The sequence below is a fragment of the Chromobacterium aquaticum genome (assembly GCF_021129195.1).
Lineage (GTDB): Bacteria > Pseudomonadota > Gammaproteobacteria > Burkholderiales > Chromobacteriaceae > Chromobacterium > Chromobacterium aquaticum.
Genome location: NZ_JAJOHW010000005.1, coordinates 50,595 through 62,110, shown reverse-complemented (window position 1 = coordinate 62,110; position 11,516 = coordinate 50,595). Strand labels below are relative to the sequence as shown.

The following is an 11,516-nucleotide window of genomic DNA, read 5'->3' as shown; positions in this document are numbered from 1 at the left end:
GTGGCCTTGTCGGTTTCCAGCGTGATCAGGGAGTCGTCCACGGACACGGTCTGGCCCGGGGCGATGAATACTTCGATGATGTCTACATTGCTGTGACCGCCGATGTCGGGCACTTTCAATTCGATCAGATTGCTCATGAGCTTTCCATTCGTAAGGCGGAAGCCCCTGCTGGGGCTTGCCGCCGGATATCCGCTACAGATTCGCTTGCCATGCAAAGGCGGAAGACCCCGGTCTGAACCGGGGCTTCCGCTTTGCGATTACACTTTCCAGCTAGGCAGCTTGTCGGTCTTGATTCCGTACTTGGCGATCGCCTCGGCCACCTTGGACGCTTCGATCTTGCCGTCGCGCGCCAGCGCGGACAGAGCAGCCAGCGCCACGTGGTAGCGGTCCACCTCGAAGAAGGAACGCAGGTTGGCGCGGCTGTCGGAGCGGCCGAAGCCGTCGGTGCCCAGCACCACGTAACGGCCCGGAACGTATTCGCGGATCTGGTCGGCGTAGTTGCGGATGTAGTCGGTAGCGGCCACCACCGGGCCCTGACGGCCGGCCAGCTGCTGTTCGACGTAGCAGGCGCGCGCCTCGGCGGTCGGGTGCAGCAGATTGTGGCGCTCGGCTTCCATGCCGTCGCGACGCAGCTGGTTGAAGGAGGTCACGCTCCAGATGTCGGCGGCCACGCCGAAATCGTTCTTCAGCAGATCGGCCGCGGCCATCACTTCGCGCAGAATGGTGCCGGAGCCCATCAGCTGTACTTTCACCTTGGCGTCGCCGCCGTCCTGCAGCAGGTACATGCCCTTCAGGATGCCCTCTTCCGCGCCCGCCGGCATCGCCGGGTGAACGTAGTTTTCGTTCATCAGGGTCAGGTAGTAGAAGACGTCTTCCTGCTCGGCGTACATGCGGCGCAGGCCGTCTTGCACGATCACCGCCAGTTCGTAGGCGAAGGTCGGGTCGTAGCTGATGCAGTTCGGGATCAGGCCGGCCTGGATGTGGCTGTGGCCGTCTTCGTGCTGCAGGCCTTCGCCGTTCAGCGTGGTGCGGCCGGCGGTGCCGCCCAGCAGGAAGCCGCGGGCGCGCATGTCGCCGGCGGCCCAGGCCAGGTCGCCGATGCGCTGGAAGCCGAACATCGAGTAGTAGATGTAGAACGGAATCATCTGCTGGCTGCTGTTGGCGTAGCTGGTCGCCGCGGCGATCCAGTCGGCCATCGCGCCCGGCTCGTTGATGCCTTCCTGCAGAATCTGACCGTCCTTGGATTCCTTGTAGAACATCAGCTGGTCATGGTCTTGCGGCACGTAGTTCTGACCCTGGGTGGACCAGATGCCGTACTGGCGGAACATGCCTTCCATGCCGAAGGTGCGGGACTCGTCCGGCACGATGGGCACCACGCGCTGGCCGATGTTCTTGTCCTTCATGATGGTGCCCAGCATGCGGACGAAGGCCATCGTGGTGGAGAACTCGCGGTCACCCGACGCTTGCAGCTGCGCGTCGAACACGGACAGTGCCGGCACTTGCAGCGCATTGGTCACCGGCTTGCGCGCCGGCAGGTAGCCGCCCAGCGCCGCGCGGCGCTCGCGCATATACTTCATTTCCGGGCTGTCTTCGGCCGGCAGGTAGTACGGCACGTTAGCCAGGTCTTCATCGGAAACCGGAATGCCGAAACGGTCGCGGAAGTTGCGCAGCGAATCCAGGTCCATCTTCTTGGCCTGGTGCGCGATGTTCTTGGCTTCGCCGGAAGCGCCCATGCCGTAACCCTTGATGGTCTTGGCCAGGATCACGGTCGGACGGCCGTTGGCGTTGTTGGACGCCTCGTGGTAGGCGGCGTACACCTTGTGCGGGTCATGGCCGCCGCGGTTCAGCGCCCAGATCTCGTCGTCGGACATATTGGCGACCATTTCGCGCAGCTCCGGGTATTTGCCGAAGAAGTGTTCGCGAACGTAAGCGCCGTCCTTGGATTTGAAGGTCTGGTAATCGCCGTCCACGCATTCGTCCATGCGCTTTCTCAGCAGGCCCTTGCTGTCCATCGCCAGCAGCGGGTCCCAACGCGAGCCCCAGATCACTTTCAGCACATTCCAGCCGGAACCGCGGAAATCGCCTTCCAGTTCCTGGATGATCTTGCCGTTGCCGCGCACCGGGCCGTCCAGACGCTGCAGGTTGCAGTTGATCACGAAGATCAGGTTGTCCAGGCCTTCACGGGCGGCCATGGAGATCGCGCCCAGCGATTCCGGCTCGTCCATCTCGCCGTCGCCGCAGAAGCACCACACCTTGCGGCCATGGGTCTTGGCCAGACCGCGGCTTTCCAGGTACTTGAGGAAGCGGGCCTGATAGATGGCCATCAAGGGGCCCAGGCCCATCGACACGGTCGGGAACTGCCAGAAGTCCTTCATCAGCCACGGGTGCGGATAGGAGGACAGGCCGTTGCCGTCCACTTCCTGGCGGAAGCTGTCCAGCTGTTCGGTGGAGAGGCGACCTTCCATGAAGGCGCGCGCGTACACGCCCGGGGAAATGTGGCCCTGGAAGTAGATCAGATCGCCGTCTTGCTCATCGTTCTGGGCGCGCCAGAAGTGGTTGAAACCGACGTCGTACAGGGTGGCGGAGGACTGGAAGGAGGCGATGTGGCCGCCCAGTTCCAGGTCCTTCTTGCCGGCGCGCAGCACCAAAGCGGCGGCGTTCCAGCGATTGATCGAGCGGATGCGATGCTCCAGCTCGTGGTTGCCCGGCGACTTCATTTCTTTGCCGAGCGGAATGCTGTTCTGGTATGCGGTGGTGGCGTCAAACGGCAGATGGGCGCCGCGGCGGCGGGTGCGCTCAACCAGTTGTTCCAGCAGGTAATGCGCGCGCTCCGGGCCTTCGGCGTCCAGCACCGACTCCAGCGCTTCAGTCCATTCCTGGGTTTCCAACGGATCGATATCGTCAGGGAAAGTTGCAGCCATCTCTGGTCCTCACAGCAAGGTGGATCGGGGGCCGTATGTAGCACTGCGCGGCCCCGCGTTATTTCAATCGGCTCGAATTCGAACCTATTTATTAGCTTCAGATTATAAACGAACGCAATCGCAAATAAAAATGTTCATTTTCGAAAAGAGCGTCGTATCTTGAGCAAGTGTACGTCCACCCGCTTTCACAAAGGAATAGGTCAAGCGTACTAACGCTTGTTTCCGGGTGGAAAACATCGATTATTGCGCCGCACCATGTTGTTTTTTTGCGATTTGCTGTCGCAAATTGAAACATTTGTTTCAGTTGCGCGCCTACTTCTTCTTCTCTTCCCGCACCAGCCGGTCCAGCTCGCGGATGCGCGCTTCGATCGAAGAGCGCAGGTAGAAGTCGTCGCCCTTGGCCTTGCTGGCCAGTTGGAACTGCTCCATCGCCGGCGAGTAGCGCTGTTCATAATAGAAGGCATTGCCCAGGGCCGCGTGATAACGCAACGGGTCGCGGTCCACGTACAGCCCGGCCTGGCGCCGGTATAGCGCCGGGTCATCCGGCCGCTGGCTCAAGCGGCTCTTGATCAGGCTCAGCGCGCCCTGATTGTCGCCGCTGGCGATGGCGATATCGATGTCCAGCAACTGCAGCGACTGGCTCTGCGGAAAACGGACGAGGCCGGCGCGCACCGCGCCGCGGGCGGCGGGCCAGTCCTTGCGCTCGCGCTCTATCGCCACCTCCAGGCCTCGCAGCATGGGATGATCCGGCAGCTTGCTCCGCGCCTTGGCCAAGGCCTGGCGCGCGCCGGCGATATCACGCTGGCGCAGCTTGACCTGGGCCAGGCCATACCACTGCGCGCCCTCGTTCAGATACAGACCGCGATCGAGCGCGGCTTCGTAATAACGCAGGCCCTCCTCCTGCGTCATCACCGTGGCGCGCAGCTTCTCGCGCACCAATAGATAGTCGCTGCTGTCTGCGCGCATCTTCACCGGATAATCCAGCGCCCGGTTCTCGGCCTCGCTGATGCGCTCCAGCGTCACCGGGTGGGTGCGCAGAAAGGCCAGCGCCGCGTTGTCGCTGTAGCGTTCGTTCTGCTGCAGCCGCTGAAAGAAGGCCGGCATGCTGCGCACATCGAAACCAGCCTGACTCATATACTGCATGCCGACACGGTCGGCCTCGCGCTCGAAATCGCGTGAAAACGCCAATTGATTGGAAATCGACAAGCCCATGCCGGCGGACACCACCCCCATCGCGCCCTGGCCGCTGCCGGCCTTGGCCGCCAGCGCGGCGGCGATGATGGTGCCCAGCAATAGCAAGGGACTGGTGGCGCTGCTAGCCGCCTTCATCCGCGCGATGTGGCGCTGGGCGACGTGGGCGGTTTCATGCCCCAGCACCGAGGCGAGCTCGCCCTCGCTCTGGGTCGCCAGCAGCAGGCCGATATTGATGCCGATATAGCCGCCGGGCATGGCGAAGGCGTTGATGCCGCTGTCGTTGACGCAGAAATAGGTGAAGCCGACGCCGGGCAGCTTGACGCCGCTGGACAGCCGGCCGCCGATATCGTTGAGGTAGTCGTTGACTTCCTGATCGTCGACGATGTCGCCGGCCTCCAGCATCGCGCGCCAGGCCTGGCGGCCGATGCGGTTCTCGTCCGCCAGCGTCAGCGAGGCGTCGGACACCTCGCCCAGGTCGGGCAGATCGGCATAAGAGACGGGAGGGTGCAGCAGGGTCAGCGCCAGCACGCCGGCCAGCAGGGTCTGTTTGCTCATCCGGCTATGATAGCCAGGTTCGCCCACAAGTTGCATGAGGCGGCGCAACATCAACTGTCAAAGAGTATTGAGGCAAGGGCCGGCGTAGAATCTCGCGCGCAAGTGCGAGACAAGGCGACAACCGCAGAGAAAGCGGAATGCGTACATGGCATCTGAGCATTTCGATGGGGCACTCACCGTGCGGCGTCTGGCACAGTGCAGCGGATCGTAAACAGGTTCTAGGCGGCCAGCGCCTCCCACGCTGCCTGCGTGCTCAAGTGCACGCGGCCGCTGAAACCGGCCAGCAAGCCGCCGCCCTCCATCCGCTGTGCCACCGGCCCCTTGATTTCGGCCAGATGCAGCGTCACGCCGCGCGCCGCCAGTTCCGCGTCCAGGCGCGCCAACATCAGCAAGGCGCTGGTATCGATACGGTTGACCGCACTCATGATCAGCAGCAATCTGGACGCATCCGGCCGCGCGGCCAGCCGCGCCAGCACCTCGCCGCGCACCTGGCGGGCATTGCCGAAAAACAGGCTTTCGTCCACCCGCAGAAACAGCGCGCCGGGCAGATGCTCCACCGCGAAGCGCAAGCGGTTGCGGAAATGATGGCTGCCCGGCAGCCGCCCCAGTTCAGCGATATGCGGCCGGCTGCTGCGCCACAACATGGCGGCCAGCGAGGTCAGCACGCCGGCGACGATGCCGGAATCCACCCCCAGCCACAACACCAGCGCGAAGGTCAGCGCGAACGCCGCCGCGTCGGCGCGGTCAGTGCGCCAGGCCAGGCGCAGGCTGTCGAAACGTATCATGCCCGCCACCGAGGCGATGATCATCGCCGCCAACACCGGCAAGGGCAGCAAGGCCAGCCAGGCGGCGGCAAAGCCGGCCAGCAGCAGCAGGCCCAGCGCGGCGATCACCGAGGCCAGCTGAGTCTGGGCGCCGGCCTCGGCATTGACCAGGGAACGGGTCAGCCCGCCGGTGACCGGAAAACCGCCGGACAAGCCGGCGCCGATATTGCACAGGCCCAGCGCCAACAGCTCCCGGTCCGGGTCCACCTCCTCGCCGCGCCGCTGCGCCAGCGTCTGCACCACCGCCAGGCTCTGCACATAATTGACCAAGGCGATGAAAAAAGCCGGCAAGGCCAATTGCGACCACTGCGCCAGGCTCAGAGCCGGCCAGGCCGGCGCCGGCAAACCCGACGGCACCGCGCCCACCACCGGCAGCGCCGCGCTCAGATCCAGGCCGGCCACCAGCGCCATGCCCACCAGCACCGCCAGCAAGGGCGCCAGCCGCAACCACAGCTGCCGCGCCGCAGCCGTCAGGCCGCAGCGGCGCAAACAGGCGTCCCCGCGCCAGCGCGCCAACAGCAATAACACCAGCGCCGATGCGCCGAACGGCAGCGCGATACGGTTGATGTCATCGACAGCCCGCCACAGGCCGGACAGCAGTTGCGGCAGTGCAGCGCCGCCGGACGACACACCCAGCAAGGGCCCCAATTGCGACAGCACGATCAGCAAGGCCGACGCCGAGGTGAAGGCAGCCAGCACCGGCTCGGACAGCAGATCGGCGATGAAACCCAAGCGCAACAGGCCCAGCACCGCCAGCATCAGACCTGACATCAGCGCCAGGCCGATGGCCAGCGCCAGATAATCGCCGGAGCCCGGCTCGGCCAGCCGCGCCAGCGTCGCCGCCACCAATAAGGAGGTCATCGCCATCGGCCCCACCGACTGCGCGTGGCTGCGCCCCGCCAGCGCGTAGATCAGCAAGGGGGCGATGCTGGCGTACAAACCGGCCTCGGCCGGCAGTCCGGCCACCAAGGCGTAAGCCAGACCCTGCGGCGCCAGCAACAAGGTCACCACCAGGCCGGCGCTCAGATCGCCGGCCAAGTATTCACGCCGATAGCCGCTCAGCCAGGCTGGTAAGCAGCGCTTCACCCGCGCTGTTCCAAGCGCCCGGCCAGCCCCATGCCGGCCGCCATCGCCAACAGGAACAAGCCGCCTTGGGGCGACAGCATGCCGCCCAGCAGCAAGGCCGGCCCAGGGCAGATGCCGGCCAGGCCCCAGCCGATGCCGAACAGCAGGCTGCCGCCTATCAGCCGTCGCGTCAGCGGCGTCTTGGCCGGCCACTGCGCCGGCTCGCCCAAGAGCCCGCGCGGGCGGCGCTCGGCCAGACGGAAGGCCGGCCAGGCCACGGCGATCGCGCCGACCATCACCAGCGCCAGGCTGGGGTCCCAAGCGCCGCCCAGATCCAGAAAAGCCAGCACCTTGGCCGGATTGGCCATGCCGGACAGCAACAGGCCCAGGCCGAACAACAGTCCGGCGCCCGCCATCGACAATAAGCGCTTCCACTCCGCCGCCATCTTCACGCCCCCCAATGCCTAAACATGGCCACCGTGACGAAGCCGGCGCACATGAAGGCCATCGTCGCCGCCAGCGAACGCGGCGACAGCCGCGCCAAGCCGCAAACGCCATGGCCGCTGGTGCAACCGGACGCCAGACGCGTGCCGACGCCCACCAAGATGCCGGCAAGCAGCAAGCGGCCACCGCCGGCCTCGACCAGGCTGACCGGCAAGCCGCCAACCGCGAGCAACCACAAGCCCGGCGTCGCCATCAAGCCCAGCACAAAGGCCAATCGGGCGCGCCAATCCGTCCGCCGCTCCAGCAGGCCGGACACCATGCCGCTGATGCCGGCGACGCGGCCATGCAACAAGGCCAGCCACGCCGCCGCCAAGCCGATCAGCACGCCGCCCAACAGGGCTTGCCACGGCGTGAACGCCTGCCAGTCCAAGATCATTGCGCCTCTCCCACCGAAGCGTCCGCGCAGAACAAGGCGTGCAAGGCGTTCAGCAAGGCCAGCGCGTCCTGGCTGGCCACGCTGTAATACACCCACTTGCCATCGCGCCGCGTTGTCACCAGGCCCTCATTGCGCAGCACGCCCAGTTGCTGGGACAGCGTCGGCTGGTGAATGCCGGTCAGGCGCTCCAGTTCTGACACCGATTTTTCCCCATCCACCAGCTGGCACAGCAGCAGCAGCCGGTCCTCGTTGGCCAGGCCCTTCAGCAGCAAGGCGGCGCGGCCGGCATTGGCGCGCAGCAGATTCAAATCCATATTCATTCCCCCGCCGCGACTGCGGCGCTGCGAACATTATGTTTTATAATATAATGTAAATCAACTAACTGTTACCGTCGCGCCACAGTGTTTCCATGTCGCCACATGGCCTATCAGTCACCCTCGCCACCGGAAAAAGTGTTGTAGACTCAAGGCCATGAACCTATTTCAAGCTGCGGCTCCAGCCCGGCCCGTCAGCGCCGCGGCATCGCCCGCCCTCCCCTCCGCTCCCAGACAACTGGTGCACGAACGCGGCATTCCCGCTTTCGGCATGTATCAGGGCATCATCGACCGGCTGGACTGGCGCGCGCTGAAAGCCACTCCCTACCAGCGCCTGACGCGCAAACTGCACCACAAGCGCTGGCAGTACGCGGCCATCGCCCATCCGGCCTTCTTCATCGGCGTCGCCATCGTCGATGTGGGCTGGACCGGCACCGCCTTCGCCTACCTGTTCGATCGCAAGCGTGGCGAGGTCATCGCCGCCGTCAGCGCCAACGGCCTGCCCGGCCTGTCCACCCAGGTGGAAGACCGCGCCTTCGGCGACGCCTCCTTCCACGCCGGCCGCTGCCGGCTGAGTTTCCGCCGCAACGGCGAGCGCCTGGAACTGGCGGTGGACGCGCCGCAGCTGAAAGTGGCCGCACATATTCAATTGACGGAGATGCCGCCGGTGCTGGCGGTGATCGCGCCGGCCAACTGGCTGGCCCACTCCACTCACAAGAGCGGCGGGCTCAGGATCAGCGGCTTCGCCGATTGCCAGGACCAGCGCTACTCGCTGGACGGCGCGGTGGCGGCGCTGGACTATTCCAACGGCCTGCTGGCGCGGGAAACCCGCTGGCGCTGGGCCAGCGCGCACGCGCTGGAACTGGGCTTCAATCTGCAACAAGGCTATATGGGCGACACCGAGAACGCCGCCTGGTTGCATGGCAAGCTGATCCGGCTGGGACCAGTCAGCTTCGACTACCAGCCGGAGGACCCTTTGCAAGGCTGGCGCATGCAGAGCGACAACGGCCTGCTGGAACTGGACTTCACCCCGGAAGGCGCGCGCCGCGAGGACAAGAACCTGCTGATCGCCGCCAGCCGCTATGTACAGCCCATCGGCCGCTTCAACGGCCAGATCCGCGACCCGGACAGCGGCGCCGTTCACTTGGTGCGCGATTTGCTGGGCGTGACCGAGGACCATCTGTCGCGTTGGTGAACGTAGCCCGCTCGATGCGGCAAGCCAGCGCCCATTCGCCGCCATTGCCTGACGTTCATTGCAATTCCCTGCCATAAGCAGGGCAATTCCACGCTTGCGAAAATACAAGACCGGCCGGAACAACAGTGGTAGGATGCGCCCGCAACCGAGTATTTTCTCTAAACGACCAAACCAATCGTCAGAGTCTGTCCATGATCATTTTGTACCGCGCCAGAACGCTCATGAACCGACTCTCTGTAGGAGATTGCCATCATGGATAGATTAAGCGCTCTGCTTGAACACAATCGCCACTTCGTGGAAAACCGCGAATACGAGCAATTCAAGACCGACAAGTTTCCAGGCAAAGGCCTGGCCGTGCTGGCCTGTATGGACGCGCGCCTGGTGGAACTGCTGCCCAAGGCCATGGGCCTGAAGAACGGCGACGCCAAGCTGATCAAGAACGCCGGCGCGCTGATCACCCACCCCTGGGGCTCGGTGATGCGCAGCCTGATCATGGCGGTGTACGAATTGCGCGCCGACGAAATCTGCGTGGTCGCCCACCGCGACTGCGGCATGCGCGCGGTCGATCCGCAGCGCGTGCTGGACCATGCGATGGAACGCGGCGTGTCGGAAGACACCATCGCCACGCTGCGCGCGGCCGGCATCGACCTGGACGGCTGGCTGAAGGGCTTCGACAACGTGTCCGACAGCGTGCGCCACACCGTGCACACCATCCGCAACCATCCGCTGATGCCCAAGGACGTGCCGGTGCACGGCATGGTGATCCACCCGTCCACCGGCCGGCTGGAAGTCATCGTCGACGGCTACCTGAACGACGACGCGCAGGAGTAAGCCGGTGCGGCTGGGCCTGTTCGGCGGCACCTTCGACCCCATCCACAACGCCCATCTGCGCATGGCCGAGGCCTTCGCCGCGGAACTGGCGCTGGACGAGGTCAGGCTGGTCCCGGCCGGCCGGCCCTACCACCGCAGCCATGGCCCGCACGCCACGCCGGCGCAGCGCCTCGCCATGGCCGAGCTGGCGGTGGACGATTACCCGCGACTGGCGGTGGACGCTCGCGAAGTGCGCCGCCCCGGCGCCGCCTACACCATAGACACCCTGGCGGAGCTGCGCGCCGAGTCGGGCCCCGATGCCGAACTGTGGTTTCTGATCGGCGGCGACTCGCTGGCCACGCTGCACACCTGGAAGCGCTGGGACGAACTGTTGCATTTCGCCAACCTGGCCGTGGCGCTGCGCCCCGGCTTCGACCCGGCGGCGTTGCCGGCGCCGATACAGCCCTTGTGGCGCGCCCGGCAAGTCTCTGATTTTTCAAATCGAACCGCATCCGGTACAATCCGCCCCTTGGCCTTGCCGCCGGTAGACATCGCGGCCACCGACATCCGCCTGCGCCTGGCGCGCGGCGACGCGGTGGATGACGTGCTGCCCCCCGCGGTGCTGGCCTATATCCGCCAACACCGGCTATACCGGACAATATAGCCGCCGTGTCCGGCCATTTTCCGCCAGGCCGCCCAAGGCGGCCGGCAACCATTCACGCAAGCAATACGGCAGGCCTGCCGGACGCGCCGCGCGCGCCGGCCCCGCCCGCCATTCCGCGGCAGTTCCGCTGTCGGCCACGGCCGGCGCGGACAGCCGCACAGGAAAAGGACATTATGGAAGTGCAAGATATTGCCAAGCTGGCGATCGAGGCCCTGGAAGACGTCAAGGGCAAGGACATCGTTGAACTGGACACCAGCAATCTGACCCAGTTGTTCCAACGCATGATCGTCGCCACCGGCGACTCCAACCGCCAGGTCAAGGCGCTGGCCAACAGCGTGCACGTCAAGCTGAAGGAAGCCGGCGTCGACATCGTCGGCAGCGAAGGCCACGAGAGCGGCGAATGGGTGCTGGTGGACGCCGGCGACGTGGTGGTGCACGTGATGCTGCCGGCGGTGCGCGACTACTACGACATCGAGGCGCTGTGGGGCGGCCAGAAGCCCAGCTTCCTGCCGCCGGGCGGCCGCCCGTGGTCCGCGGTCTGACTCAAGACCAAGCGCTAGCCGCAATCAACGGGGACCCTGGTCCCCGTTTGTGTTTTTACTGGCCCTGAATCTAATGAAAATCACCATTCTCGCCGTCGGCACCAAGATGCCGCGCTGGGTGGACGAAGCCTACGGCGATTACGCCAAGCGCTTCGGCCGCGACATCACGCTGGAACTGAAGGAAATCAAGCCGGAGAAGCGCGGCGGCGGCGTCACCGCCGAAAAAGGCATTGCCGCCGAGCACGAGCGGCTGCTCGCCGCCATCCCGCCGCGCGCGCGACTGGTGGTGATGGACGAGCGCGGCAAGAACTGGACTTCGGTGCGCCTGGCCGAAGGCCTGAAGGAATGGATGGCCGGCGGAGATGACGTGGTCTTCATCATCGGCGGCGCCGACGGCCTGGCGGCGGAATTGAAGCAGCGCGCCGACGTGCTGCTGCAGTTGTCGGCGATGACGCTGCCGCATGGCATGGTGCGGGTGATGCTGGCCGAACAGATCTATCGCGCCTATTCCATCCTCAACAACCACCCCTACCACCGCGAGTAGACACCGCG

Annotated in this window: 12 protein-coding genes; 5 read left to right on the top strand and 7 right to left on the bottom strand. The window is 65.2% G+C overall.

Annotated elements, in window-relative coordinates:
* The 7 genes from LQT98_RS00725 to LQT98_RS00695 all read right to left on the bottom strand — a co-directional run.
* The coding region (locus tag LQT98_RS00725) for a biotin/lipoyl-containing protein (protein WP_231163584.1) at positions 1–137 on the bottom strand (137 nt) is incomplete at its 3' end.
* Positions 138–257: 120 nt separating this feature from the next.
* A complete protein-coding gene (aceE, locus tag LQT98_RS00720; protein WP_231460770.1) occupies positions 258–2,921 on the bottom strand; it encodes a pyruvate dehydrogenase (acetyl-transferring), homodimeric type in 2,664 nt (887 codons plus the stop codon).
* Between the two features lie 312 nt (positions 2,922–3,233).
* Complete coding sequence (locus tag LQT98_RS00715) at positions 3,234–4,670, bottom strand: M48 family metalloprotease (protein ID WP_231460769.1); 1,437 nt, start codon at positions 4,668–4,670, stop codon at positions 3,234–3,236.
* Between the two features lie 218 nt (positions 4,671–4,888).
* On the bottom strand, positions 4,889–6,580 hold the full coding sequence (locus LQT98_RS00710; RefSeq protein WP_231460768.1) for a SulP family inorganic anion transporter: 1,692 nt from the start codon (positions 6,578–6,580) through the stop codon (positions 4,889–4,891).
* The gene (locus LQT98_RS00705) at positions 6,577–7,005 is read right to left on the bottom strand and encodes a DUF6691 family protein (RefSeq protein WP_231460767.1); all 429 of its coding nucleotides are present in this window, start codon (positions 7,003–7,005) and stop codon (positions 6,577–6,579) included. The genes LQT98_RS00710 and LQT98_RS00705 overlap by 4 nt, the downstream gene beginning before the upstream one ends.
* A 2-nt stretch (positions 7,006–7,007) precedes the next feature.
* Complete coding sequence (locus tag LQT98_RS00700) at positions 7,008–7,439, bottom strand: YeeE/YedE family protein (protein ID WP_231460766.1); 432 nt, start codon at positions 7,437–7,439, stop codon at positions 7,008–7,010.
* Positions 7,436–7,753 carry an ArsR/SmtB family transcription factor gene (locus LQT98_RS00695; RefSeq protein WP_231460765.1) on the bottom strand — a complete coding sequence of 106 codons (318 nt, stop codon included), beginning with the start codon at positions 7,751–7,753 and terminating at the stop codon, positions 7,436–7,438. Before LQT98_RS00695 ends, LQT98_RS00700 begins: the two co-directional genes overlap by 4 nt.
* Positions 7,754–7,910: 157 nt before the next feature.
* Between LQT98_RS00695 and LQT98_RS00690 the strand changes: the two genes are divergently transcribed.
* From LQT98_RS00690 to rlmH, 5 genes are all read left to right on the top strand, one after another.
* On the top strand, positions 7,911–8,948 hold the full coding sequence (locus LQT98_RS00690; RefSeq protein WP_048407950.1) for a DUF2804 domain-containing protein: 1,038 nt from the start codon (positions 7,911–7,913) through the stop codon (positions 8,946–8,948).
* 252 nt (positions 8,949–9,200) lie between these two features.
* A complete protein-coding gene (locus tag LQT98_RS00685; protein WP_048407949.1) occupies positions 9,201–9,779 on the top strand; it encodes a beta-class carbonic anhydrase in 579 nt (192 codons plus the stop codon).
* Positions 9,780–9,783: 4 nt separating this feature from the next.
* Complete coding sequence (gene nadD, locus LQT98_RS00680; RefSeq protein WP_231460763.1) at positions 9,784–10,422, top strand: nicotinate-nucleotide adenylyltransferase; 639 nt, start codon at positions 9,784–9,786, stop codon at positions 10,420–10,422.
* A 173-nt stretch (positions 10,423–10,595) separates the two neighbouring features.
* Positions 10,596–10,964: a ribosome silencing factor gene (rsfS, locus tag LQT98_RS00675; RefSeq protein ID WP_048407947.1), complete on the top strand. Its 369-nt coding sequence runs from the start codon at positions 10,596–10,598 to the stop codon at positions 10,962–10,964.
* Between the two features lie 73 nt (positions 10,965–11,037).
* Entirely contained in the window at positions 11,038–11,508 is a 471-nt protein-coding gene (gene rlmH / locus LQT98_RS00670; protein WP_048407946.1) for a 23S rRNA (pseudouridine(1915)-N(3))-methyltransferase RlmH, read from the top strand.
* Positions 11,509–11,516: the final 8 nt, after the last annotated feature.